A 24319-nucleotide genomic window follows, 5' to 3' on the forward strand; every position below is an offset into this window, starting at 1 on the left:
TATATCATCTCGTCTGCCCATAAGCAGCCGATTAGCCGGCGCAAAAGTTACAATTTTGTAAATACGCACGTACAGTCAAGGTCGGGCCGCGGCATCACGTTGCCATTCCAGTTGGGTAAATCCGCTTAAACGGGCGAAATGCTGCACCAGACGCGGCTGCACGTCGGCAAGCGTGACGCCCGGCTGGAACTGGCTCAGCTGTGTCATCTGCATGCCGGCATAACCGCAGGGATTGATACGCAGGAAAGGCGCTAAATCCATCGCTACATTCAGCGCCAGGCCGTGAAACGAACAGCCTTTACGGATGCGCAGCCCCAGCGAACAAATCTTGTCATCGCCCACATACACGCCTGGCGCATCCGGTCGCGCGCGCGCGTTGATATCATAGTCTGCCAGCGTCGCGATGACCGTTTCTTCCAGTGCGGTGACCAACTCGCGCACACCCATCTTGCGGCGTTTGACGTCAATCAGCACATACATCACCTGCTGGCCCGGGCCGTGATAGGTTACCTGGCCGCCGCGATCGCTTTGTACTACCGGGATATCGCCCGGCATCAGCAAATGTTCGGCTTTGCCCGCCTGACCTTGGGTAAAAACAGGATGATGTTCAACCAGCCAGATTTCATCGGCCGTGTTGCTGTCGCGCTGATCGGTAAATTGATGCATAGCATCGGAGATGGGTTGCCAATCGCGCTGGCCGAGTTGACGAACAAGAAGCGTATTAGCTGACAAAGCGACGTTCCGGTAGAGAGTGGAAGGCAGAGTATAACGCTGGCAAAGCGGACTTTGCCAGCGCCAGCATTACAGCACCATACGCACGATTTCGATGTTGCCCAACTCTTCATACAGGGTTTCAACCTGCTCAATGTGGGTGGCGATGATGGTAATAGAAACAGAGTGATAATTGCCTTTGCTGCTTGGCTTCACATCCGGTTTGTAATCGCCTGGCGCGTGGCGCTGCACCACTTCAACCACTTGATCAACCAGCTCCGGTTGCGCCAAACCCATCACTTTGTAGGTGAAGGGGGTCGGGAATTCGAGCAGTTCATTCAACTTGGTTTTCATATTTTGGCTCCGGTGCTTAAAAAAACAGGCTCCCGCCGTGGCGGGAGCAAAGATAGTAGCTTATTTGGGGGCAAATTGGCGTTTTTTCAAGCGCGCCTTAGCCGAACCAGTGGTGGAACATCAGTTTGATGTAATCGATAATGCGGCCAAAGAAACCACCTTCTTTCACTTCGTTCAGCACCACCAGCGGACGCTGTTCAACAGTTTTGCCATCAAGCTGGAAGTTGATGCTGCCAACCACCTGATTTTTCTGCAGCGGTGCGTGCAGTTCCGTGTTGTTTAACACATAGCTGGCTTTCAGGTCTTTCATACGGCCACGAGGAATGGTCAGATAGGCATCTTTTTCTACACCCAACTGCACGCGATCGCTATCGCCGAACCACACTGGCTCAGAAGCAAACTCTTTGCCGGCTTTCAGCGGTGCCACGGTTTCAAAGAAACGGAAGCCCCACGTCAGCAGTTTCTTGCTCTCAGTTTCACGGCCCTTATAGGTACGACCGCCCATTACGGCTGAGATCAAACGCATCTGGCCTTCAGTTGCGGAGGCGACCAGGTTGTAGCCCGCTGCATCCGTGTGACCCGTTTTGATGCCATCAACGTTTAGGCTGGTATCCCACAGCAAACCGTTACGGTTGGTCTGACGGATATTGTTAAAGGTGAAATCTTTTTCGCGATACACCGCGTACTCATCCGGTACATCACGGATCAACGCTTGGCCGATCAAGGCCATATCGCGCGGCGAGCTATATTGGCCTTCCGCATCCAGGCCGTGTACGGTCTGGAAGTGGGTATTTTTCAGACCCAGTGCGCCAACATAGTTATTCATCAGGTTAACGAACGCGTCCTGACTGCCCGCCACATAATCCGCCATCGCCACGCAGGCGTCGTTACCTGATTGCAGCACGATTCCGCGCGTCAGCTGAGAAACCGGTACACGATCGCCTGGCTTCAGGAACATCAGTGATGAACCTTTGAATACCGGATTACCGGTTGCCCAGGCATCTTTACCCACGGTCACGATATCATCGTTATGGATTTTGCCTGCTTTGACCGCTTGACCAATTACGTAGCTGGTCATCATTTTGGTCAGACTTGCCGGATCGCGACGTGCGTCAGCATTCTTTTCGGCCAGCACTTTGCCGGAGTTATAGTCGATCAGCACATAAGCTTCAGCATCAATGTCCGGTACGCCCGGAATCATAGTCTTAAGATTAATATCGTCCGCAAAAGCGACATGGCTGAGAGAAAGGGCGACCAGTGATCCCACTGTCAGGCGTTTCAGAAAACGAGAAGGTTTCAGCGTATTCATGTTCAGGACTACAACATCCGTGGGTTTAGAGTGAAAAAAGTGCCTAACTATAGCAAACGCCCGATCGGGCGACATCTTGCTTTGCAAATCAGTTTCAGCAGGAAATGTCACTGTCCGTTACATCGATGGACGGGCAGTGGTAATAAATGAGCTCATTTGCGCTTCCGTGTTTAGGCGCTGCTGTAATGCGGCGGCCTCGGCGCGGCTTTTATAGCCACCTAACTGGATGCGATAGACGTTGCCATTGGCTTCAACGGCACCCGGTACGCCAAAGCGTTTACCGAGATTTTCCGCCAGCTGACGTGCGCGCACTGGATCGTTAATGGCACCCACCTGCACCACATAACCGCTGCCGGGATGGGCATTCTGGCTGGTGGTTGGCGTAGCAGTTGCTGCTGGCGCTGGCGCTGAAGAGGTAGTTGGTGCTGACGCGGCAACCGGTTCGTTGCCTTCCAGCACGCCATTGGCTAATGGCTGCGGCGCGCCAAGAAAACCACTGCTCTGTACTGGCGCACCCATGCTGCCATTGCTTTGCAAGGTGCTGTTATCGACGGCGCGGACATCCTGTGGAGGCGGTGCGGGTGTGGCATTGGCACTGCCGCCCATCATAACCATACCGCCGCCAAGGTCTGGACGGGCGGGCAGGGCATAGCTCTGCTTGGCGACGGTTGTACCAATGGTGCCGGGACCAGAAAGTGAGCCATCTGGCGCCACTTTGATGTAGTCAACGCGCACGCGGGTATTGTTGGAGATATTCAGGCGATCGCCTGCCGCACGCGACAGGTCAATAATGCGGCCCGGCGTGTAAGGACCACGATCGTTGACGCGCACCACAATTTGGCGACCGTTAGCGAGGTTAGTGACGCGCACGTAACTTGGCAGCGGCAGCGTAGGATGCGCGGCGGTCATACCTTCCGGATCGTAAGATTCACCGATAGCAGTGCGATTACCCTGCGCTTCGTCACCGTACCAAGTTGCCAGTCCCACTTCGCTGTAGTTTGAAGGATCTTTTATCACGCGGTAGCTTTTACCGTTGACGCTGTAATCCTGGCTGGTGGCAGGGTTGATCGGTTCATAGCGGGGTTCCACGCCAGGAATTTCCACTACCGGGCCGTTATAGGCCGGTTGCGGCGGCGCAGTATTATTCTGCGGTTCCGGTGTGGAACAGGCAGCCAGTACCAATGATGCCAGTGCAACCCCAAGCCAGTCCTTACGCATGTGCAGCCTCTTAAACGCTTTTAGATAACATTTTTCGATGAGTATGGATCGACATCACGATGCCAAATCCAGCCATTAACACAATCAGTGCCGATCCGCCGTAGCTCACCAGCGGCAGCGGTACGCCAACCACCGGTAAGATACCACTTACCATGCCAATGTTAACGAAAACATAAACGAATAAAATCAGCATCAAACCGCCCGCCATCACGCGACCAAAGGTGGTTTGCGCTCGCGCGGCGATAATCAGGCCACGCATAATCAGCAGCAAATAGAGTACCAGCAATAACAACACGCCAACCAGACCGAGTTCTTCCGCTAACACGGCAAAAATAAAGTCGGTGTGGCGCTCCGGCAGAAACTCCAACTGTGATTGCGTGCCATGTAACCACCCTTTGCCGCGCAGGCCGCCGGAGCCGATGGCAATCTTCGACTGAATGATGTGATAGCCGGCACCCAGCGGATCGCTTTCCGGGTCCAGCAACATCATGACGCGGTCGCGCTGATAATCGTGCATCAGGAAGAACCACAAAATCGGAATAAATGCCGCGACCAGCAATACTGCAATACCAATTAGCTTCCAGCTCATACCGGATAAGAACAGCACAAACAGACCGGATGCTGCGATCAGAATCGAGGTGCCGAGATCAGGCTGTGCCGCCACCAGCAGCGTCGGCATGAAAATCAGAATCAACGCGATACCGGTGTTTTTCAGTGTTGGCGGACAAACATCGCGGTTAATAAAGCGTGCCACCATCAGCGGTACGGCTATTTTTGCAATTTCTGAAGGCTGGAAACGCACAAAACCAAGATCGAGCCAGCGCTGTGCGCCTTTACTGATATGCCCAAACGCGTCCACCGCAATCAGCAATATCACGCAGACAATATAGAGATAAGGTGCCCAGCTTTCATAGACGCGCGGCGGGACCTGCGCCAGCACCAGCATGATGACGATGCCCATGGCGATTTGACCAAACTTACGCTCGGTCATGCCGGGATCCTGTCCGCTGGCGCTCCAAATCACGATGGCGCTATATGCCAGCAGGCTGAGAATGAGCAGCATAAACAGTGGGTCGATATGGATGCGTGTCCAGATGGTTCTTTTCTGCGGACTATCGTTCATGGACATCTTTATTCACCTTCGTAGCCGGGCGGCGTCGGTGTCGCTTCGGGCAACACGGTATTATTGTCGCCTAACATTATGTGGTCGAGAATCTGGCGCATCACGGTACCCACAGCTGGCCCCGCGCCGCCGTTTTCCAGAATCATGGTGACGGCCACGCGCGGCTTATCATACGGTGCGTAGGCGGTCATTAATTTATGGTCACGCAGACGTTCAGCAATTTTGTGCGCGTTATAGGTCTCATTCTCTTTAAGGCCAAAGACCTGCGCCGTACCCGATTTTGCCGCGATTTTATACGGCGCATCGGCAAAGCTTTTATGCGCGGTACCATTGGCGCGGTTGGCGACGCCATACATACCATCTTTGGCAATTTCCCAATAGCCTGAGTGAATGTCGCCAATCGGCGCATCCGGCACCTGGCGATACGGCACCATTGTTTGGCCTTCACGCGTGGCGCGCAGCAGGTGTGGCACTTTGATCACGCCGTCGTTAATCAGAATCATCATCGCTTTGTTCATCTGTATTGGCGTCGCGGTCCAGTAGCCCTGACCGATGCCCACGGGAATGGTGTCACCCTGATACCACGGCTTCTTAAAGCGCTTCTGCTTCCATTCACGCGTTGGCATGTTACCGGCGCTCTCCTGCGGCAGGTCGATGCCGGTGCGATGACCGTAACCAAACTTGGTCATCCACTCAGAGAGGCGATCAATGCCCATGTCATAGGCGACCTGATAGAAAAAGGTATCCGCCGACTCTTCCAGTGATTTCGTCACGTTCAGACGACCGTGGCCCCATTTTTTCCAGTCACGATAGCGCTTTTCTGAGCCGGGTAGCTGCCACCAGCCGGGATCGAACAGGCTGGTATTGCGGTTGATCACGCCTGCGCTCAGTGCCGACACGGCCACGTAAGGTTTAACGGTGGAAGCCGGTGGATAGGAGGCTTGCAGCGCACGGTTATACAGCGGGCGGTTTTCGTCGCTTAACAGCGCTTTGTAATCTTTGCTGGTGATACCGTCGACAAACAGGTTTGGATCGTAGCTGGGTGTTGATACCAGCGCGAGAATTTCGCCCGTTCGCGGGTCACTGACCACCACTGCCGCGCGGCTGCCGGTCAGCAGGGTTTCGATATATTGCTGTAGCTTGAGGTCAACCGTCAGATAGATGTCACGTCCGGCCTGCGGCGATTGTTCATGCAGTTGACGGATCACGCGGCCACGGTTGTTGACTTCAACTTCTTCATAGCCGGTTTTGCCGTGCAGGACATCTTCATAGAAATTTTCGATGCCCAGCTTACCGATGTCGTGCGTGGCGGCATAGTTCGGCCATTTCCCTTCCTGATCGAGGCGCGTGACGTCGCGATCGTTAATTTTGGAAACATAACCCACAACATGCGTTAGCGTCTGACCGTATGGATAGTAACGGCGCTGATAACCTTTCACTTCTACGCCCGGAAAACGGTATTGATTAACGGCGAAACGCGCTACCTGTACCTCGTTCAAACCGATTTTTACTGGAATAGAGGTAAAGCGGCGCGAGCGTTTGCGTTCTTTTTCAAACGCATCGATATCGTCGTCAGTCAGATCCAGAACCGGGCGCAGCGCCTGTAATGTCTGCTTCAGGTTCTCGACCTTCTCCGGCATCAGTTCAGCTTGATAGATGGTGCGGTTGAGCGCCAGCGGCACGCCATTGCGATCAAAAATAATGCCGCGGCTGGGCGCGACGGGGACCAGCTTAATGCGGTTTTCATTGGAACGGGTGCTGTAGTCGTCAAAGCGCAGGATTTGCAGGTGGTACATATTGACCACCAGTACGCTGGAGAGCAGCAGAATGACGACAAAGGCCACCAACGCTCGGCGGACAAAGAGTTTCTGTTCGGCTGTGTAATCGCGAAAGGCGTTGCTCTGTAATTTCATCCGCTACATCTATTGTCTGGGGGTTGTCAGGCGTTTATTCACGATGATAAGGATGATTCGTGGTGATGCTCCACGCACGATACAGACTTTCCGCTACCAGCACTCGCACCAGCGGATGTGGCAACGTGAGTGCTGAAAGTGACCAGCTTTGTTCAGCAGCCGCTTTGCACGCAGGTGCCAGTCCTTCCGGACCACCAATTAACAGGCTGACATCGCGGCCATCCAGTTTCCAGCGTTCAAGTTGCTGCGCCAGCTGTGGGGTTTCCCACGGCTGTCCGGGAATATCCAGCGTAACAATGCGATTGCCTTTGCCCACGGCGGCCAGCATCGCTTCACCTTCTTTTTCCAGAATGCGTTTGATGTCGGCGTTTTTGCCACGTTTACCGGCAGTCACTTCGATCAGTTCAAAAGGCATATCCTTCGGGAAGCGGCGCAGATACTCCATGAAACCGGTCTGAACCCAGTCGGGCATTTTGGTGCCGACGGCTACAAGCTGCAGTTTCACGGTTTAACTCCAGAGTTTTTCCAGCTCGTACAGCTGGCGGCTCTCTGCTTCCATTACGTGCACAATCACGTCACCCAGGTCAACAACCACCCAATCGGAGGCCGTTTTACTGTCAACGCCGAGCGGCTTCAGGCCCGCAGCGCGCGATTCCTGTACCACGTGATCGGCGATAGAGGCGACGTGACGTGTAGACGTGCCGGTGCAAATAATCATGCAATCGGTGATGCTGGATTTGCCCTGAACATCAATCGCAATGATGTCCTGGCCTTTGAGATCATCAATCTTATCAACAACGAACTCTTGGAGTGCTTTACCTTGCAAAAGGTTCCCCTTAAAAACAGGTGATTATGGACGGGCTAGCGATTCGAGAAAGGTAGCCGAAAATGAAGCGGCGCAGTATAGCATGCTGCCTTTAGCTGCGATATAAGCCAACGCTATCGATATAGCCGATAACCGTTTCAGGCAGTAAGTCCGCGCAAGAGGCGCCGTTATGGCGACGCTGACGAATTTCCGTGGCGGAGATGTCGAGTAGCGGCGTATCCGCCAGCCAGATGTATCCCGCAGGCGAGTGATGTAACTGCTGGACATGATCGGCAAGATGAGCCTCAAGCCACTGCTGCATCTCTGGGGTTTCCATCTGCGTTGCATAACCTGGACGCTTACATACCAGTAAATGGCATAGCGACAGCAGATCCTGCCAGCGATGCCATTTGGCTAACGTTAGCAGAGAATCCTGACCAATGATAAACGCGAGGGGCTGTTCTGCTCCCCGTTCCACACGCAACGCTTCCAGCGTGGCGACGGTCCAGGAAGGCGTTTCACGCTCCAGTTCGCGCGTATCAATATCAAATAGCGGGCGATCGGCGATGGCACAGCGCAGCATCTCAACGCGCTGCTGCGCGCTCGCTTCCGGCTGCGGACGGTGCGGCGGCACATTGTTTGGCAGCAGCGTGACCTTTTTCAAACCCACCTGCTGTGCCAGCGCTTCTACCGGGCGCAAGTGGCCGTAGTGAATCGGATCGAAGGTGCCGCCAAACAGGGCGTAAAGTTTAGACATCGGTAAAGCTCAGTGGGAAATCGCGGTGACACAGGAGTAGCGACAGCGTTTCCAACTGCGGCCACAGATTTTGTCCGTAATCCTGCTTCATGCTGAGCTCCAGCTCTGCCAACAAATGCACCGCACGCTGTAAGCGCTGTGCATCAAGGCGCTGCAGCGCTTCGGTAAACAGGGCACGACGATTTTGCCAGATACGTTGTTGATCCATCAGCGTGCGCAGCGCTTGTTTCGCCTGATTACGTTGCAAATGCAGCAGCGTGAGCAAATCGCGTTGCAGCGTGCGCAGCAGAATCACCGCTTCGCTGTCCTCTTTCTCCAGCTGATGCAGGATGTGCAGGGCGCGTTTACTTTTTCCCGCCAGCAGCGCATCGACCCAGTGGAACGGGGTAAAGTGCGCGGCATCATTGACGGCGGCTTCGACGCGCGGCAGCGTCAATTTTCCATCTGGCCACAACAGCGATAAGCGTTCCAGCGCCTGCGACAGTGCCAGCAGATTACCTTCGTAGCAGTAGCAAAGCAGCTGTATCGCCGCATCATCCACACTCAGCTTCATTGCTTTGGCGCGGCTGATCACCCAGCGCGGCAGTTGCGCCTGCTCGGGCGTCTGACACGGTACCAGCACCGCCTGCGCGCTCAATGCTTTAAACCAGGCGCTGTTCTCCTGCGCTTTGGTCAGTTTCGCCATGCGCAGCACCAGCAGAATGTCGCTGTGCAACAGCGTAGCCAGTTTTACTAACTGCTCGGCGATAGCGGCGTTTGGGCCGCTTTCTGGGAGCTGTAGCGTCAGGGTTTGGCGTTGAGTAAACAGGCTGAGCGATTGGCAGCTGACGAAAATCGCATCCCAATCCGTTTGCGCATCGATGGTGATGCTGAAATGCTCTTCAAATCCCTGTGCTGTGGCGGTTGCACGGATAGCATCCGCGCTTTCCTGAATCAGCAGAGGTTCGTTACCGGTGAGAAAATAACAGGCGCGCAGCCCCTCTCGAAGCTGCGCGCTCAGTTGTTCAGGATAAATCCTGATCATTGCAGACTGGTGGCTGACGAAGAAGACACTTCCGGTGAGTTCTCTCCCGGTGCAATCGTCTCAGGCTGCGGCAAGGTATCTTTGTTGCTTTCCTGCGCGGCGTGCACGGTCAGCAGTTTACGGACTAACTGCTCAGCCGCGCGCTGACGCATCTCTTGCACGATCATATCCTGCTCGGCATCCTTTGCCAGTGCGGCATTCGGGTTGTCGAAGAAGGAGCGATACACGGTGGTGCTGATCGGGTAGATACCTTTCCCCGGCAGCAGCACCTGTGCGGTTACCGTCATCACCAGCGAGTACTCTGCGGTGGTTCCGCTAATAAACACCGAAGCGGTATCACGTCCCTGGGCTTCAGCACCCAAGCGCAGCGTTGGATATTTGGCGCTGGCCGCTTTGCTGTCTTCAATGACGTTCACATTGTTGATGCGCAGCTGCTGGCGCACTACGCGCGACAGCGGGCCATAAGGATCGCCGCTCTGGACGATAAGTGTTTTCATTTCGCTCGGCACCGATGTGGTGCCGCGCGGGTGAAAACCACAGCCGGCGGTAATCATTACCGCAAGCAGGACAAACAGCCTGATAATCAGTTGTCGCACAGTTCCTCCTGAACTTAACCTACGACCAGGTTAAGCAGTTTGCCAGGGACATAAATCACTTTACGAATGGTGACGCCATCCAGATATTTCGCCACCAAATGCTCCTGCGCAGCACGCGCCTGCACCTGCTCCTGTGTCGCATCCGGCGCAACGGTAATCTTGCCGCGCACTTTGCCATTCACCTGCACCACGACCAGCAGCGAATCTTCCACCATGGCCGCTTCATCGGCTACCGGCCAGCTGGCTTCGTCAATGCTGCCTTCGCCGCCCAGCGCTTGCCACAGCACATAGCTGGCGTGCGGGGTGAACGGATAGAGTAGACGCGTTACTGCGACCAGCGCTTCCTGCAGCAGCGCGCGATCTTGATCGCTCTCCTGCGGGGCACGGATCAGTTTGTTCATCAGTTCCATGATGGCGGCGATGGCGGTGTTGAATGTCTGACGACGGCCAACATCATCGGCCACTTTGGCGATGGTCTTGTGCAGATCGCGACGCAGCGCTTTCTGATCGTCATTCAGGCTATTGACGTCCAGCTCCACGGTGGCGCCTTTCGCAATATGTTCGTAAGCCAGTTTCCATACGCGCTTCAGGAAGCGGTTGGCACCTTCAACGCCAGATTCCTGCCACTCCAGCGTCATCTCTGCTGGAGAGGCAAACATCATGAACAAACGCACGGTATCTGCGCCGTAACGCTCAACCATCAGCTGTGGATCGATGCCGTTATTTTTCGACTTCGACATTTTGCTCATGCCAGCGTAAACCACCTCACGACCTTCGGTGTCGGTGGCTTTAACAATGCGGCCTTTCTCATCGCGCTCAACGGTCACGTCAACCGGAGAAACCCAGTTGCGCTCGCCGTTCACGCCAAGGTAGTAGAACGCATCAGCCAGTACCATACCCTGACACAGCAGGCGTTTGGCAGGTTCATCTGAATTTACCAGACCGGCATCACGCAGCAGTTTGTGATAGAAGCGGAAGTACATCAGGTGCATGATGGCGTGTTCGATGCCGCCAACATACTGATCGACTGGCAGCCAGTAGTTCGCTGCCGCCGGATCCAACATACCTTCGTGGTAATTCGCACAGGTGTAACGCGCGTAATACCAGGATGATTCCATAAAGGTGTCAAATGTATCGGTTTCACGCAGCGCAGGCTGGCCGTTAACTGTGGTTTTGGCCCACTCAGGATCGGCTTTAATTGGGCTGGTGATACCATCCATCACCACGTCTTCTGGCAGGATCACCGGCAATTGATCTTCTGGCGTTGGCATTACGGTGCCATCTTCCAGCGTCACCATCGGGATTGGTGCTCCCCAGTAGCGTTGACGGGAAACGCCCCAATCGCGCAGACGATAATTCACTTTACGCACGCCCACGCCTTTCGCAGCGAGCGCGTCGGCGATGGCGTTGAAGCCTGCTTGATGATCCAGACCGTTGTATTCGCCCGAGTTGAACAGCGCGCCCTTTTCGGTCATCGCAGCGGCACTCAGATCCGGTTCTGAACCGTCGAGATTCAGGATCACTGGCTTGATGTTCAGGTTGTACTTGGTGGCAAACTCCCAGTCACGCTGATCGTGGCCTGGAACGGCCATCACCGCGCCGGTGCCGTATTCCATCAGGACGAAGTTAGCCACCCACACCGGAATCTCTTCACCCGTCAGCGGATGGATAGCGAACAGGCCGGTAGCCACGCCTTTCTTCTCCATCGTCGCCATGTCAGCTTCGGCAACTTTGGTGGTGCGACATTCGTCAATAAACGCAGCCAGCGCGGGATTGGTGGCAGCAGCTTGCTGTGCCAGCGGATGACCTGCGGCTACCGCCACATAGGTCGCACCCATAAAGGTGTCCGGACGGGTAGTGTAAACGGTCAGCTTTTCGGCGCTGTTGGACACGTCAAAAGTGATTTCCACGCCTTCAGAACGGCCAATCCAGTTGCGCTGCATGGTTTTGACCTGCTCAGGCCAATCTTCCAGCTTATCAAGATCGTTGAGCAGCTCTTCCGCATAGGCGGTGATTTTGACAAACCACTGTGGAATCTCTTTGCGCTCAACTTTGGTGTCGCAGCGCCAGCAGCAGCCATCGATAACCTGTTCGTTGGCCAGCACGGTCTGATCGTTCGGGCACCAGTTCACCGCAGAGGTCTTTTTATAGACCATGTCTTTTTCATACAGCTTGGTAAAGAACCACTGTTCCCAGCGATAGTATTCTGGCTGGCAGGTCGCCAGTTCGCGGCTCCAGTCGTAGCCAAAGCCCAGCAATTTCAGCTGGTTCTTCATGTAGGCAATGTTGTCGTACGTCCACGGCGCAGGTGCCGTGTTGTTTTTCACCGCTGCGCCTTCTGCTGGCAGACCAAACGCATCCCAGCCGATCGGCTGCAGTACGTTTTTGCCAAGCATACGCTGATAGCGTGCAATCACATCGCCGATGGTGTAGTTACGCACGTGACCCATGTGCAGGCGGCCAGAAGGATAGGGCAGCATCGAAAGGCAGTAATATTTCTCTTTGCCTTCCTGCTCGGTCACTTTAAAGGTTTCGTTTTCGTCCCAGTGCTGTTGGACGCGGGATTCTATCTCTTCCGGGCGGTATTGCTCTTGCATGGCTGCCTGTGGTCCTTTGTGAAAATCGCTAAGCATACTTTTAGATCCGCATAGCATACCCATAAGGCTGCGCCTCAACAACTTTTCACGCCCTCGCTGACCGGATTTCTGCCGAATGCGCCACCGCTTTCACCCTTTTGTGATTTCTGCGGTGGCTGCCCATGCAATTGTGACAAAACCGCTAAACTTAACAGCAGTATCCGCAGCGGAAAGGAGAATAAAATGAATAACGTGGCGCAGGAATACCGTGCAACGATTGAAGCATTATCCCAGCGATTGGATCACGGTGAGCGCGATGTCGATGCGCTGGTCGCCGAGGCCCGGCAAAGTTTGCTGGCGAAAAAAACGCTTTCGCCCGCCGAGGTGAATGAGGTGATGCGCGCCGTGCGACGTGATTTGCACGAATTTGCGCTGAGCTATCAGGAGTCGTCCGATGTGGTCGGCGATTCCGTGTTTTTACGCGTGATTCGCGAAAGCCTGTGGAAGGAACTGGCGGATATTACTGATAAAAGTCAGTTGGAGTGGCGCGAAGTGTTTCAGGATTTACGCCATCACGGCGTTTACCAGAGCGGTGAAGTGGTGGGATTGGGCAATTTGGTGTGTGAGAAGTGCGGCTTCACGCGGGCAATTTATACGCCGGAGAGCTTAACGCGCTGCCCGGAGTGTGGGCACGATCAGTTTCAGCGCCAGCCGTTTGAACCCTGATTGATGAATGAATCAACCCGCGCGATGAATCGCGCCGCTACGGACACGCGTATATGCCGTAGCGGCGCAATTTGTTGCGCTTATCAGTGCAAAATTTTCGCCAGGAAGTCTTTCGCACGATCGGATTGCGGATTGTTGAAGAAGTCATCCTTATTGGTGTCTTCGATAATTTTCCCTTCATCCATAAAGATCACGCGGTTGGCGACTTTGCGCGCAAAGCCCATTTCATGCGTCACCACCATCATGGTCATGCCTTCATTCGCCAGCTCCACCATCACGTCCAACACTTCGTTGATCATTTCAGGATCGAGCGCCGATGTCGGCTCATCAAACAGCATCGCAACCGGATCCATGCACAACGCACGCGCGATCGCCACGCGCTGCTGCTGACCACCGGAAAGCTGACCCGGGAATTTATCCGCGTGCGCAGTCAGCCCAACGCGTTTCAGCAGGCTCTGCGCTTTCTCACGCGAGGCCGCTTTATCACGTTTCAGTACTTTGACCTGCGCCAGCGTCAGGTTCTCGATGATGCTGAGATGCGGGAATAACTCGAAGTGCTGGAACACCATGCCTACTTTGCTACGCAGTTGGGCGAGGTTGGTTTTTTTGTTGTTCACTTCGGTGCCGGTCACCTGAATGCTGCCCTTTTGAATCGGCTCCAGACCGTTCACGGTTTTAATCAGCGTTGATTTACCTGAGCCAGACGGACCGCAGACCACTACTACTTCACCTTTTTTCACTTCTGTGGAGCAGTCGGTCAGCACCTGAAAGTGCCCATACCACTTTGAAACATTTTTCAGGCTAATCATTTAAACCGTCCTCTTTCTTTTCAGATAGGTAACCAACAGCGAAGCGCTCAGGCTGATCACGAAGTAGACCAGACCAGCAAACAAAATCATTTCAACCTGGGTTCCGTCGCGCTCACCAATGGTTGAAGCGGTACGGAAGAAATCGGCCAGGCTCAGTACATACACCAGCGAGGTATCCTGGAACAGCACGATGCCCTGCGTCAGCAGCAGCGGCACCATGGCGCGGAACGCCTGCGGCAGCACGATCAGTTTCATCGATTGCCAGTGCGTCATGCCGAGCGCCAGCGCGGCATTGGATTGCCCGCGTGAGATGCTCTGAATACCTGCACGGATGATTTCCGAATAGTACGCAGCCTCAAATAGCGCAAATGCCACCATGGCGGAAATCAGGCGGATATCCGATTTAGGCGATAAGCCCAGCACCTGTTGCAGGAATGCGGGCACCACCAAATAGAACCACAGCAGCACCATCACCAGCGGTACGGAGCGGAACAGGTTGACGTACAGCTTGGCAAACCAGCGCACCGGTGCAATTGGCGACAAGCGCATCACCGCCAAAATCGTGCCCCAGATAATGCCAAACACCACGGCAATCGCGGTGATCTTGAAGGTAATGATCAAACCATTCCACAAGTAAGGCAGGCTGGGAACGATCGAACTCCAGTCAAACTCGTACATTATTTGCCTCCCATATTGCCAGGCAGGCGAATTTTGCGTTCTACCAGACTCATAATCAGCATGATCACCAGGTTAATGCCGACGTACGCCAGAGTGATGGCGGTAAAGGATTCATAGGCGTGCGCGGAGTAATCCAGCAGCTTGCCGGCCTGCGCTGCCATATCCACCAGGCCGATGGTTGAGGCGATCGCCGAGTTCTTCACCAGGTTAAGCATTTCCGAGGTCATCGGCGGCACAATCACGCGATAGGCATTCGGCAGCAGCACATAGCGATACGTTTGCGGCAGCGTCAGGCCCATCGCTAAGCCGGCATTTTTTTGACCGCTTGGCAGCGACTGAATCGCCGCGCGCACTTGCTCACACACGCGTGCTGCGGTGAACAAGCCAAGGCAAATCGTAGATGAAACGAAGAATTGGATGTTGGGATCCAGTTCCGCTTTAAACCACATGCCGAGGTTTTCTCCGACCAGTTCAGGCGCTACCAGATACCAGAAGAAGAACTGCACAATCAGCGGGATGTTACGAAACAGCTCCACGTAACAGGTGCCAATCGTCGACAGCAGTCGGTTGGGCACGGTACGCAGAATGCCAAAGAAGGAACCTACCAGGAAGGCGATAATCCAGGCGCAGCAGGACACCGCAATGGTGACCTGAAAACCGGACCACAGCCAGCCGAGGTAAGTCGTATTGCCGAACGGGGCCTGTTCAAGAAAAATGCCCCAGTTCCAATCGATACCCATAACGAGCTCCGGTAAAAAAAGGGTAGCGAGGCTACCCATAAGATTGTTGAGCGGTGTCTTACGTCCTGCTTCAGGGGAACGGCCTGTTACAGTCTGTCTGTCCGCACCGCATGTTCAGCAATCGAGAGGGCAGCAGGACTGCCCTTGTTGTCGTTGTTAATTCAGAGTGCTTTATCGTTCGGTGCTTTGAACAGGGCCTGCATATCACTAGAGAGTTCGAAGTTCAGGTTCAGATTCTTTGGTGGAATCGGTTGTTTGAACCAGGTTTCAAACCATTTTGACGCTTCGCCAGAGGTCTGCGCCTTGGCAATGGTTTCATCCATCAGCTGTTTGAACTGTGGATCCTGATTGCGCAACATGCAGCCGTAAGCTTCTTTCGATTGTGGCGTACCCACGATGTCCCAGTTGTCAGGTTTCTTGGCTTTCGCACGTTCACCCGCCAGCAGCGCGTCATCCATCATGAAGGCCACAGCACGACCGGTTTCCAGCGTGCGGAAAGAATCGCCATGGTCTTTCGCGCTGATGATGCGCATATCCATTTTCTTGTCATCATTCAGCTTGTGCAGCAGAACTTCAGAGGTGGTCCCGGAAGTGACAACAACGGTTTTACCCTTGAGATCAGCGAAATCTTTGATGTCACCGCCTTTTTTCACCAGCAGACGCGTACCAATGATGAACACGGTGTCAGAGAATGCCGCTTGTTTCTGACGCTCCAGGTTGTTGGTGGTCGAACCGCACTCAAAATCGTACGTCCCGTTCTGCAACAGTGGAATACGGTTCTGCGAGGTGATTGGCAGCATTTTGATCTGCAAATCGGGCTTATTCAGTTTGGCCTTAATGGCGGCAATGATGGCGTTTGAATAATCCTGTGAATAGCCAACCACTTTTTGTTGGTTGTCATAGTAAGAAAAGGGAACTGATGATTCACGATGCCCAACGACGATTACGCCGCTATCATTGATTTTTTTCAGGGTACCGGTGAAATCTTCCGCCTGGGCCGCTCCCGCTGCTGCTCCCAGCAGCAAAAGAGATAATGCCACTTTGCGTATCTGCATGTTCCAACTCCTTCGTATGGATGTCGCGCAGAACATAAACTGCGCAGATTGTGATGTTGTGTGTATTTCGTGCTGCTTTTTTAGTTATCCCATAGCGCAACTGCGCGCAGGATAGTGATTAACATAGCGAATTGTTAACGCAATGAAACAAAAAAGTTTCTTTTTTGCGAGCCGCTCCGCACCAATAAAAGGCAAAAATCGACCTATGCGCTAATGCAGTGCGCAGCATTGCCTTAAATTAGTGCGTAAAGGTTGCATTACGCTGACAAAAGCCGATGTTTACGAAAATCACTGAAATAAATAGCAATGATCGTGCCAGTACGATGAATAAGTGTGAAAAGCCAGCAGAGAATCGGGGAATGCAGAGTAGAAGGGGGAGAAAACAGCGCATTAAAAAGGCGAAGTGTGCACTTCGCCTGTCAGAGTTGCATCCTGAATCAGTGGCGGCGACGCAGAATGGCCACAACAATGCCCATCAGTGTCAGAAGCCAAACCGGCCAGATGCCCGCTTTGGCGTACGGTGTTTCACCTTGAGTCGGCGTCACTTTGGCTTCCAGCACATCACGGGTGAACTGTGGCAACGCTTTCTCCACCTCGCCGTTGGCATTCACTACCGCGGTAACACCGTTATTGGTGGAGCGCAGCAACGGACGTCCCAGCTCCAGCGCGCGCATGCGTGCCATCTGGAAATGCTGCCATGGCCCAATAGAATGACCGAACCAGGCATCGTTGGAGACGGTCAGCAGGAAGTTGGTATCGGGCCTGAAATTAGCGCGTACTTGTTCACCCAGCACGATCTCATAGCAGATAGCGCTGGTCAGGTTATATCCCGACACTTTCAGCTGCGGCTGTATATAGGCGCCACGGCTGAAGGAGGACATCGGCAAATCAAAGAACGGCGCCAGCGGACGCAGCAGCTCTTCCAGCGGTACAAATTCACCAAATGGCACCAGATGATTTTTCTGATAGCGGTTCTGGCTTTGATAGCTGTAAGGCTGTTCGCCGCCCAGCACAATCACGGAGTTGTAGTCGTGATAGCGATTATCACCTTCCACGCGAGAATCCACGATGCCGGTAATCAGCGAACTGCCGCGCGCGCGCAGTTCAGCATCCAGCGCTCGCAGGAACGGCTGCTGGTTACTCTCTAAATCGGTAATGGCCGATTCGGGCCAGATAATAATCGGTGCCTTGCCGATAAAAGGCTGGCTGTAAGAGGTGTAAACGCGCAGCGTATTCAGCAACTGCTGCGGATCCCACTTCATCGACTGTGGGATGTTGCCTTGCACCATCGCAATATCGACGCTGCGTTGCGGCAGCGGCTGATACCACTGCAGCATGCGCAGCGGCCACGGCAGCAATAGCAGTAACGCGGCGGCGATTAAACTTTTCACGCTACGATAATGCAACGCATGCGCCAGCAATCCGGCGATCACCATTAGCAGGAAGGTGATGGTTTCCACACCGGCTAACGGCGCTAAACCTTTTAGCGGACCGTCAATCTGGCTGTAGCCAAACTGCAGCCACGGAAATCCGGTCAGAACCCAACCGCGCAGGAATTCGCTTATTTGCCACAAGGCAGGTGCCGCCAGCGCTAAACGCCACAGCGAAGCGCGTGGCCAGAAGCGGTTAAGCAGGCTGGCGAACAGCAGCGGATAGAGTGACAGATAAGCCGCCAGCAGAATCACCAGGAAGATATTAACCGGGCCGGGCATACCGCCAAAGGTGGCGATGCTGACGTAAACCCAGTTAATGCCGCTACCAAATAGGCCCAAGCCCCAGACGAAGCCGATGGCTGCTGCCTGGGCAGGACGGCGTTCCAGCAGCAACAGTTGCAGACCAAACAGCGAAACTAACGCCGCGGGCCAGAAATCGTAGGGAGAAAAGGAAAGGGTGCCAACGGCACCCGAAATTAACGCCAGCAGCAGGCGAACCCGCTGCTGCGAGTAAAGAGAGGCTAAAGCCATAAAGTTATTCGTCTTCCAGTTGCGGTTGTGGTGAGTCTTCCGGAATTTTTACATGCACCTGGATGATACGGCGGCTGTCAGCCATGGCGACTTTGAATTGATAGCCATCAATGACAATACTTTCGCCGCGAGCGGGAAGGTGGCCGAAGCCCTGCATGACCAATCCGCCAATGGTATCGACTTCATCATCACTGAAATCGGTGCCAAAGACCTCATTGAAATCTTCAATTTGCGTCAGGGCGCGCATGGTATAGGTGTAACGATTGAGCTGGCGGATATCACGATCTTCTTCATCGTCATACTCATCTTCAATTTCGCCGACAATCAGCTCAAGGATATCTTCAATGGTCACCAGTCCGGAGACGCCGCCAAATTCATCAATGACAATCGCCATGTGATAACGCTGCGAGCGGAACTCCTTCAGCATACGGTCTACGCGCTTGCTTTCAGGCACCACCACGGCGGTACGCAGCACTTTTTCCATGCTAAACGGCTCAGACGCGCTGGTCATAAACGGCAGCAGGTCCTTGGCCATCAAAATACCTTCAACATGGTCTTTGTCTTCGCTGATCACCGGGAAGCGTGAATGCGCAGATTCAATAATCACCGCAAGGCACTCTTCCAGAGTTTGGTTGCGTTTCAGGGTGATCATTTGCGAGCGTGGGATCATAATGTCGCGCACGCGCTGGTCGGCAATATCCAGCACCCCTTCGAGCATGTCGCGGGTATCCTGGTCGATCAGCTCTTTCTGCTCAGAATCGCGGATTAACCCCAGCAGTTCATCACGGTTTTTTGGTTCACCGTGAAACAGTTGGTTGATTAACAGGGAGAAAAATCCCTTTTTACTACTGGGTGCGTCGCTGTTTTGAGAATGGTCGTCGCTCATGGCGTTTTTATTTAGTTCTCTCTAATGAGGGATTGGGGCTGCCAGCATCCACGCCAGCAGCGCAATAACCTGAACCAGCGGCTCAGGCGTCTTCTTTCTCCGAAATGTACGGATCAGGATAACCAAGAGCAAGCATTATCTCGGTCTCCAGCGCCTCCATCTCTTCGGCTTCTTCATCTTCGATATGATCGTAACCCAGCAGATGCAGCGTTCCGTGCACCACCATATGCGCCCAGTGGGCTTCGACAGTTTTGCCTTGTTCAGCAGCCTCTTGCTCGACAACCTGACGGCAAATAATCAGATCGCCAAGCAACGGCAGTTCAATTCCCGGCGGTGCTTCAAACGGGAATGACAGCACGTTAGTCGGCTTATCTTTACCGCGATAAGTCAGATTAAGCTCATTACTCTCCGCTTCATCCACCAGGCGGATCGTCACTTCGCTTTCGGGTTGAAATGGCGTGACTGCCGCTTCAAGCCAGCGTTGAAACTCATGTTCCGCGGGCAGATGGTTTTCATCGGCGCAGGCCAGCTGTAGATCAAGAATCACCGGGCTCATGAACGCTCCTGCGTACTGGTTTGGCTGGCAAGCTGAGCCGCGATAGCTTCGCGTTTGCGCTCTTCTGCCTGTTGATCGCGGCGTTTCTGGTCGGCGGTCTCCCAGGCCTCATAGGCATTCACGATGCGTGCGACAACCGGATGACGTACCACGTCTTCGCTGTGGAAAAAGTTAAAGCTGATTTCATCGACTTCTGCCAGCACTTCAATGGCGTGGCGCAGGCCGGATTTGGTGCTGCGCGGCAAGTCAATCTGCGTCACATCACCGGTAATGACCGCTTTCGAATTGAAGCCGATACGCGTCAGGAACATCTTCATCTGTTCGATGGTGGTGTTCTGGCTCTCATCCAGGATCACGAAAGCATCGTTCAGCGTACGTCCGCGCATGTAGGCCAGCGGAGCCACTTCTATCACGTTACGCTCAATCAGCTTCTCTACACGCTCAAAACCGAGCATTTCGAACAGCGCGTCGTACAGTGGGCGCAGATACGGATCGACTTTCTGGCTGAGATCGCCGGGCAGGAAGCCGAGTTTTTCACCGGCTTCAACCGCAGGACGTGTCAGCAGGATACGACGAATCTCCTGACGCTCCAGCGCATCAACCGCGGCCGCCACTGCCAGATAGGTTTTACCGGTACCGGCAGGGCCGATACCAAAGGTGATGTCGTGGGCGAAGATATTGGCGATGTATTGCGCCTGATTAGGCGTACGCGGTTTGATCACGCCGCGCTTGGTCTTGATGTTCACCGCTTTACCGAATTCCGGCACGCTCTCCGCGCTCTGTTCCAGCACGCGGCTCTCTTTGATCGCCAGGTGGATCTGGTCCGGTTCGATATCTTTAATCTGACCACGCATGGGGGCGGTATCAACGTACAGCGTGCGTAGGATATTGACGGCAGCGTCTACGCACAGCGCGCGCCCAGTCAGGGTGAATTGGTTATCGCGGCGTTTGATTTCAATGCCCAAACGGCGCTCCAACTGTTTCACATTGTCATCCATCGGACCGCACAAGCTCATCAGTCGTTGGTTATCTGCCGGTTCAAGGGCGATTTCACGCGTTTCGATATTCAAATGAATCCTTAAGGTCACTCAGGGCCAGTTGAAAAGGTGTGCCGAAGGCTGAAGGAAAAGTTTCAGCATCTTTAGGGAATTATTTATGGCGCTGCGCAGAGGCGCAAGCTTCAGAAACGATATTTGGGCAGCACTTGTGTAAAGCAAGGGCTTTAAGATGCAACAGGCGACAGCGCTTTGTGCGCTGCCGCTCAACGTTCGAGGTTTCACGGCTGGAACATAGCGACGCCAATGTCGTTCTCTTTGCGGGTACGGGCAATCACTGACGCCGGGCTTTCGGCCACACGCAGCGCCATTTGCGCTTCGGTGCGAACCAGCACGCCACGCAGGGAACTGGCATACACATCAACAATTTCGACATCAACAAACTTACCGATCATTTCTACTGGCGCTTCAAAATTGACCACGCGGTTATTATCCGTGCGGCCAGTCAGCTCCATCACATTCTTACGCGAAATGCCTTCTACCAGCACACGCTGTGTGGTGCCCAGCATGCGGCGACTCCATGCCATCACCTGCTGATTGATGCGGTCCTGCAGGATGAAAAGACGCTGTTTTTTCTCGTCTTCTGACACATCGTCTGGCAGATCGGCCGCGGGCGTTCCTGGTCGCATGGAGTAGATAAAGCTGAAGCTGACATCGAAATTCACGTCGCCAACCAGCTTCATGGTCTGCTCAAAATCCTGCTGCGTTTCGCCGGGGAAACCGATGATGAAATCGGAGCTCAGCTGAATATCCGGACGCGCGGCTTTCAGTTTGCGGATAATCGCTTTGTACTCCAGCGCGGTGTGAGCGCGTTTCATCAGCGTCAGAATGCGATCCGAGCCGCTCTGTACCGGCAGGTGCAGGAAACTCGCCAGCTCTGGCGTATCGCGATAAACCTCGATGATGTCATCGGTAAATTCGATCGGATGGCTGGTGGTGAAGCGAATACGATCAATGCCGTCAATTGCCGCAACTAAGCGCAGCAATTCAGCAAAGGTGCAGACGTCGCCATCAAAAGTGGCACCGCGATAGGCGTTGACATTCTGGCCCAGCAGATTGACTTCCCGCACGCCCTGAGCGGCAAGCTGGGCGATTTCCAGCAGAATATCATCGCTTGGGCGGCTGACTTCCTCGCCGCGGGTGTAAGGCACCACGCAGAAAGTACAATATTTGTTGCAGCCTTCCATGATGGAAACAAAGGCCGTTGGACCATCGGCGCGCGGTTCTGGCAGGCGGTCAAACTTCTCAATTTCCGGGAAGCTGATATCAACAACCGGGCTTTTACTAACGCGCACGGTGTTAATCATCTCCGGCAGGCGATGTAAGGTCTGCGGGCCAAAGACGATATCTACGTAACTGGCGCGTTGACGCAGGCGCTCGCCTTCCTGCGAGGCGACACAGCCGCCGACGCCGATGATGAGTTCGGGGTTGTTTGCTTTCAGCTTTTTCCAACGGCCTAACAGAGCAAAAACCTTCTCCTGCGCCTTTTCACGAATAGAGCAAGTGTTGAGCAGCAGAACGTCCGCCTCTTCAGCTTCCTCGGTGAGGGTGTAGCCGTGCGTACTGTTCAGCAGGTCGGCCATTTTTGATGAATCGTATTCGTTCATCTGACAGCCCCAGGTTTTGATATGCAGTTTTTTGGTCATCGAACTAGCCATTGATTAAAGCGAAGTGCAGGGCGCGTATTGTAATGCCTCGCTGCTGCTGTGACCAGCTAACCCTGCATACTTCACGCTGCAGGTGCGTTGCATCCGCTTATCCCAGTAACTTACTTTTGTAAGCGCCTGGAATAAGCGCACTTATCGGCTTCCTGCCACGCGACGTATGCAGGGTGAAGTGCACATCTGATCAGACGACGAATTTCCGGTACACTTTAGCTATCAACGTGATGCTGTCAGGTCTCACGACAAAAAGAAGGATTAGAGTCGATGCAGGATTCACATTTTGATGTGGTGATCGTGGGCGGTGGCATGGTCGGCGCGGCGCTGGCGTGTGGGCTGGCACAGCAACAGTTTCGCGTAGCGGTGATTGAACGAGCGGAACCCGCGGCCTTTGATGCCAGTAGCGATCCGGATGTGCGAATTTCCGCGATTGGCGCTTCGTCGGTGGCATTGCTACAGCAACTGGAGGTCTGGCCGCGCGTGCAGGCGATGCGTTGTGCGCCTTATCGTCAGCTGGAAACCTGGGAGTGGCAAAACGCGCATGTGACGTTTGATGCGGCGTCGCTGGGATTGCCTGAGTTGGGCTTTATGGTGGAAAACAGCGTGCTGCAACGTGCGCTGTGGGAAAAAATGCAGGAAGAGGGCATCGAGCTGATTTGCCCGGCGAGTTTGCAGGGGTTGCAGCCGCATAACGCCGGCTGGCATGTGCAACTCGATAACGGTCAAACGCTGGATGCGCGTTTAGTGGTGGGCGCAGATGGCGCCAACTCGCGTGTGCGTCAATTAGCGGGCATCGGCGTGCATGGCTGGAACTATGCGCAATCCTGCATGCTCATCAGCGTGGAGTGTGAGCAGGATGCCGGCGATTCAACCTGGCAGCAGTTTACACCAAAAGGGCCGCGCGCGTTTCTGCCGCTATTTGATCGTCGTGCTTCGCTGGTGTGGTATGACGCGCCAGCGCGCATCCGTCAGTTGCAAAGTTTGCCGCTCCAGCAGCTGGAGAAAGAGATTTATGCGCATTTCCCGTCACGCGTTGGGCGTATTCAGGTGAAAACCGCCGCCTCTTTCCCGCTGGTGCGACGTCATGCCACGCGTTACGTGATGCCGGGATTAGCGCTGGTAGGTGATGCGGCACACACCATCAATCCGCTGGCCGGGCAGGGCGTTAATCTGGGATATCGGGATGTAGACGCCTTGATCACGACGCTGGTGGAGGCGCGAAGCCAGGCTGAGCTTTGGTCGTCGGATGCCGTGCTGCAGCGTTATCATCGCCAGCGTTATAAAGACAACTTACTCATGCAAGGTGGGATGGATCTGTTCTACTTCGCGTTTAGCAATAAACTACCGCCATTACGCGTGGTACGTAACCTGGCGCTGATTGCGGCGCAGAATGCCGGATCGTTGAAGCGCAAGGTGCTGCGTTATGCATTAGGTTTGTGATACGCCGGGGGCGCATTCATGCGCTCCTGACTTGCCGATAAGCAGAAAACAATAAAGCCCGCATAAGCGGGCTTTATTGTGCAATTTGGCTGGGGTGCAGGGATTCGAACCCCGGAATGCTGGTATCAGAAACCAGTGCCTTACCGCTTGGCGACACCCCAATAGGTGTTTATCAAATTGTCTTTTTATGGCTGGGGTGCAGGGATTCGAACCCCGGAATGCTGGTATCAGAAACCAGAGCCTTACCGCTTGGCGACACCCCAATAATTTGGTGGCTACGACGGGATTTGAACCTGTGACCCCATCATTATGAGTGATGTGCTCTAACCAGCTGAGCTACGTAGCCTTTGTACTGCTTACTGC

23 protein-coding genes and 3 tRNA genes are annotated in these 24319 nt (G+C 54.2%); 2 read left to right on the forward strand and 24 right to left on the reverse strand.

The window, feature by feature from the left end; genetic code table 11:
• Positions 1-75 precede the first annotated feature (75 nt).
• The 12 genes from lipB to leuS all read right to left on the reverse strand — a co-directional run bounded on the left by lipB (position 76) and on the right by leuS (position 12407).
• Positions 76-732, reverse strand: a complete 657-nt coding sequence (gene lipB, locus AC6I8K_RS05315; RefSeq protein ID WP_483816989.1) for a lipoyl(octanoyl) transferase LipB — start codon at positions 730-732, stop codon at positions 76-78.
• A 69-nt stretch (positions 733-801) separates the two neighbouring features.
• Positions 802-1065, reverse strand: a complete 264-nt coding sequence (gene ybeD / locus AC6I8K_RS05320; RefSeq protein WP_008103691.1) for a DUF493 family protein YbeD — start codon at positions 1063-1065, stop codon at positions 802-804.
• Between the two features lie 97 nt (positions 1066-1162).
• Entirely contained in the window at positions 1163-2374 is a 1212-nt protein-coding gene (gene dacA, locus AC6I8K_RS05325) for a D-alanyl-D-alanine carboxypeptidase DacA (RefSeq protein ID WP_064740545.1), read from the reverse strand.
• 117 nt (positions 2375-2491) lie between these two features.
• A complete protein-coding gene (gene rlpA, locus AC6I8K_RS05330; protein ID WP_483816990.1) occupies positions 2492-3592 on the reverse strand; it encodes an endolytic peptidoglycan transglycosylase RlpA in 1101 nt (366 codons plus the stop codon).
• 10 nt (positions 3593-3602) lie between these two features.
• Complete coding sequence (gene mrdB / locus AC6I8K_RS05335) at positions 3603-4715, reverse strand: peptidoglycan glycosyltransferase MrdB (protein ID WP_064741197.1); 1113 nt, start codon at positions 4713-4715, stop codon at positions 3603-3605.
• A gap of 8 nt (positions 4716-4723) precedes the next feature.
• Positions 4724-6628, reverse strand: coding sequence for a peptidoglycan DD-transpeptidase MrdA (gene mrdA, locus AC6I8K_RS05340; protein ID WP_064740547.1), 1905 nt, complete (start codon positions 6626-6628; stop codon positions 4724-4726).
• Between the two features lie 34 nt (positions 6629-6662).
• Positions 6663-7133: a 23S rRNA (pseudouridine(1915)-N(3))-methyltransferase RlmH gene (rlmH, locus tag AC6I8K_RS05345; RefSeq protein WP_008103678.1), complete on the reverse strand. Its 471-nt coding sequence runs from the start codon at positions 7131-7133 to the stop codon at positions 6663-6665.
• A gap of 3 nt (positions 7134-7136) precedes the next feature.
• A complete protein-coding gene (gene rsfS / locus AC6I8K_RS05350; protein WP_064740548.1) occupies positions 7137-7454 on the reverse strand; it encodes a ribosome silencing factor in 318 nt (105 codons plus the stop codon).
• A 91-nt stretch (positions 7455-7545) separates the two neighbouring features.
• On the reverse strand, positions 7546-8190 hold the full coding sequence (gene nadD, locus AC6I8K_RS05355; protein WP_483816991.1) for a nicotinate-nucleotide adenylyltransferase: 645 nt from the start codon (positions 8188-8190) through the stop codon (positions 7546-7548).
• Complete coding sequence (gene holA, locus AC6I8K_RS05360; protein ID WP_483816992.1) at positions 8183-9214, reverse strand: DNA polymerase III subunit delta; 1032 nt, start codon at positions 9212-9214, stop codon at positions 8183-8185. Before holA ends, nadD begins: the two co-directional genes overlap by 8 nt.
• The gene (gene lptE / locus AC6I8K_RS05365; RefSeq protein WP_064740551.1) at positions 9211-9810 is read right to left on the reverse strand and encodes an LPS assembly lipoprotein LptE; all 600 of its coding nucleotides are present in this window, start codon (positions 9808-9810) and stop codon (positions 9211-9213) included. Before lptE ends, holA begins: the two co-directional genes overlap by 4 nt.
• A gap of 14 nt (positions 9811-9824) precedes the next feature.
• Positions 9825-12407, reverse strand: a complete 2583-nt coding sequence (gene leuS, locus AC6I8K_RS05370; RefSeq protein ID WP_483816993.1) for a leucine--tRNA ligase — start codon at positions 12405-12407, stop codon at positions 9825-9827.
• A 222-nt stretch (positions 12408-12629) separates the two neighbouring features.
• On the opposite strand from leuS, the gene AC6I8K_RS05375 reads away from it, so the two are divergent.
• Complete coding sequence (locus AC6I8K_RS05375) at positions 12630-13112, forward strand: zinc ribbon-containing protein (RefSeq protein ID WP_007890691.1); 483 nt, start codon at positions 12630-12632, stop codon at positions 13110-13112.
• Positions 13113-13195: 83 nt separating this feature from the next.
• Here the strand turns inward: AC6I8K_RS05375 and AC6I8K_RS05380 are convergent, their stop codons facing one another.
• From AC6I8K_RS05380 to miaB, 9 genes are all read right to left on the reverse strand, one after another.
• Positions 13196-13921, reverse strand: a complete 726-nt coding sequence (locus AC6I8K_RS05380; RefSeq protein ID WP_061717389.1) for an amino acid ABC transporter ATP-binding protein — start codon at positions 13919-13921, stop codon at positions 13196-13198.
• The gene (gene gltK / locus AC6I8K_RS05385) at positions 13922-14599 is read right to left on the reverse strand and encodes a glutamate/aspartate ABC transporter permease GltK (RefSeq protein ID WP_007890689.1); all 678 of its coding nucleotides are present in this window, start codon (positions 14597-14599) and stop codon (positions 13922-13924) included. It lies immediately after the preceding gene.
• Positions 14599-15339 carry an amino acid ABC transporter permease gene (locus AC6I8K_RS05390; protein ID WP_064740553.1) on the reverse strand — a complete coding sequence of 247 codons (741 nt, stop codon included), beginning with the start codon at positions 15337-15339 and terminating at the stop codon, positions 14599-14601. The genes gltK and AC6I8K_RS05390 overlap by 1 nt, the downstream gene beginning before the upstream one ends.
• 161 nt (positions 15340-15500) lie before the next feature.
• Entirely contained in the window at positions 15501-16394 is an 894-nt protein-coding gene (locus AC6I8K_RS05395; RefSeq protein WP_064740554.1) for a glutamate/aspartate ABC transporter substrate-binding protein, read from the reverse strand.
• 437 nt (positions 16395-16831) lie between these two features.
• Entirely contained in the window at positions 16832-18358 is a 1527-nt protein-coding gene (lnt, locus tag AC6I8K_RS05400) for an apolipoprotein N-acyltransferase (protein ID WP_497826347.1), read from the reverse strand.
• Positions 18359-18362: 4 nt separating this feature from the next.
• Entirely contained in the window at positions 18363-19244 is an 882-nt protein-coding gene (gene corC / locus AC6I8K_RS05405) for a CNNM family magnesium/cobalt transport protein CorC (protein WP_064740556.1), read from the reverse strand.
• A gap of 82 nt (positions 19245-19326) precedes the next feature.
• A complete protein-coding gene (gene ybeY / locus AC6I8K_RS05410; RefSeq protein ID WP_497826348.1) occupies positions 19327-19800 on the reverse strand; it encodes an rRNA maturation RNase YbeY in 474 nt (157 codons plus the stop codon).
• Positions 19797-20870, reverse strand: coding sequence for a PhoH family protein (locus AC6I8K_RS05415; RefSeq protein ID WP_064740558.1), 1074 nt, complete (start codon positions 20868-20870; stop codon positions 19797-19799). The genes ybeY and AC6I8K_RS05415 overlap by 4 nt, the downstream gene beginning before the upstream one ends.
• A gap of 206 nt (positions 20871-21076) precedes the next feature.
• On the reverse strand, positions 21077-22501 hold the full coding sequence (gene miaB / locus AC6I8K_RS05420) for a tRNA (N6-isopentenyl adenosine(37)-C2)-methylthiotransferase MiaB (protein ID WP_497826349.1): 1425 nt from the start codon (positions 22499-22501) through the stop codon (positions 21077-21079).
• Positions 22502-22783: 282 nt separating this feature from the next.
• On the opposite strand from miaB, the gene ubiF reads away from it, so the two are divergent.
• The gene (ubiF, locus tag AC6I8K_RS05425; protein ID WP_497826350.1) at positions 22784-23956 is read left to right on the forward strand and encodes a 3-demethoxyubiquinol 3-hydroxylase; all 1173 of its coding nucleotides are present in this window, start codon (positions 22784-22786) and stop codon (positions 23954-23956) included.
• 86 nt (positions 23957-24042) lie between these two features.
• On the opposite strand, the gene AC6I8K_RS05430 is transcribed toward ubiF, so the two are convergent.
• From AC6I8K_RS05430 to AC6I8K_RS05440, 3 genes are all read right to left on the reverse strand, one after another.
• Positions 24043-24117 (reverse strand) — tRNA-Gln (locus AC6I8K_RS05430).
• Positions 24118-24144: 27 nt separating this feature from the next.
• Positions 24145-24219 (reverse strand) — tRNA-Gln (locus tag AC6I8K_RS05435).
• Positions 24220-24225: 6 nt separating this feature from the next.
• Positions 24226-24302, reverse strand: a tRNA-Met gene (locus tag AC6I8K_RS05440).
• Positions 24303-24319 lie beyond the last annotated feature (17 nt).

The sequence above is a fragment of the Pantoea sp. X-Soil-ISGK-421 genome, from assembly GCF_059730785.1.

What these genes read in the sequence shown, in the direction of transcription:
- AC6I8K_RS05395 (WP_064740554.1), bottom strand. Translation starts at nt 16,394, where the DNA reads ATGCAGATACGCAAAGTGGCATTATCTCTTTTGCTGCTGGGAGCAGCA.
- leuS (WP_483816993.1), bottom strand. Translation starts at nt 12,407, where the DNA reads ATGCAAGAGCAATACCGCCCGGAAGAGATAGAATCCCGCGTCCAACAG.
- AC6I8K_RS05380 (WP_061717389.1), bottom strand. Translation starts at nt 13,921, where the DNA reads ATGATTAGCCTGAAAAATGTTTCAAAGTGGTATGGGCACTTTCAGGTG.
- ybeY (WP_497826348.1), bottom strand. Translation starts at nt 19,800, where the DNA reads ATGAGCCCGGTGATTCTTGATCTACAGCTGGCCTGCGCCGATGAAAAC.
- ybeD (WP_008103691.1), bottom strand. Translation starts at nt 1,065, where the DNA reads ATGAAAACCAAGTTGAATGAACTGCTCGAATTCCCGACCCCCTTCACC.
- AC6I8K_RS05390 (WP_064740553.1), bottom strand. Translation starts at nt 15,339, where the DNA reads ATGGGTATCGATTGGAACTGGGGCATTTTTCTTGAACAGGCCCCGTTC.
- miaB (WP_497826349.1), bottom strand. Translation starts at nt 22,501, where the DNA reads ATGACCAAAAAACTGCATATCAAAACCTGGGGCTGTCAGATGAACGAA.
- lnt (WP_497826347.1), bottom strand. Translation starts at nt 18,358, where the DNA reads ATGGCTTTAGCCTCTCTTTACTCGCAGCAGCGGGTTCGCCTGCTGCTG.
- mrdA (WP_064740547.1), bottom strand. Translation starts at nt 6,628, where the DNA reads ATGAAATTACAGAGCAACGCCTTTCGCGATTACACAGCCGAACAGAAA.
- rlpA (WP_483816990.1), bottom strand. Translation starts at nt 3,592, where the DNA reads ATGCGTAAGGACTGGCTTGGGGTTGCACTGGCATCATTGGTACTGGCT.
- gltK (WP_007890689.1), bottom strand. Translation starts at nt 14,599, where the DNA reads ATGTACGAGTTTGACTGGAGTTCGATCGTTCCCAGCCTGCCTTACTTG.
- ubiF (WP_497826350.1), top strand. Translation starts at nt 22,784, where the DNA reads ATGCAGGATTCACATTTTGATGTGGTGATCGTGGGCGGTGGCATGGTC.
- corC (WP_064740556.1), bottom strand. Translation starts at nt 19,244, where the DNA reads ATGAGCGACGACCATTCTCAAAACAGCGACGCACCCAGTAGTAAAAAG.
- dacA (WP_064740545.1), bottom strand. Translation starts at nt 2,374, where the DNA reads ATGAATACGCTGAAACCTTCTCGTTTTCTGAAACGCCTGACAGTGGGA.
- AC6I8K_RS05375 (WP_007890691.1), top strand. Translation starts at nt 12,630, where the DNA reads ATGAATAACGTGGCGCAGGAATACCGTGCAACGATTGAAGCATTATCC.
- holA (WP_483816992.1), bottom strand. Translation starts at nt 9,214, where the DNA reads ATGATCAGGATTTATCCTGAACAACTGAGCGCGCAGCTTCGAGAGGGG.
- nadD (WP_483816991.1), bottom strand. Translation starts at nt 8,190, where the DNA reads ATGTCTAAACTTTACGCCCTGTTTGGCGGCACCTTCGATCCGATTCAC.
- mrdB (WP_064741197.1), bottom strand. Translation starts at nt 4,715, where the DNA reads ATGAACGATAGTCCGCAGAAAAGAACCATCTGGACACGCATCCATATC.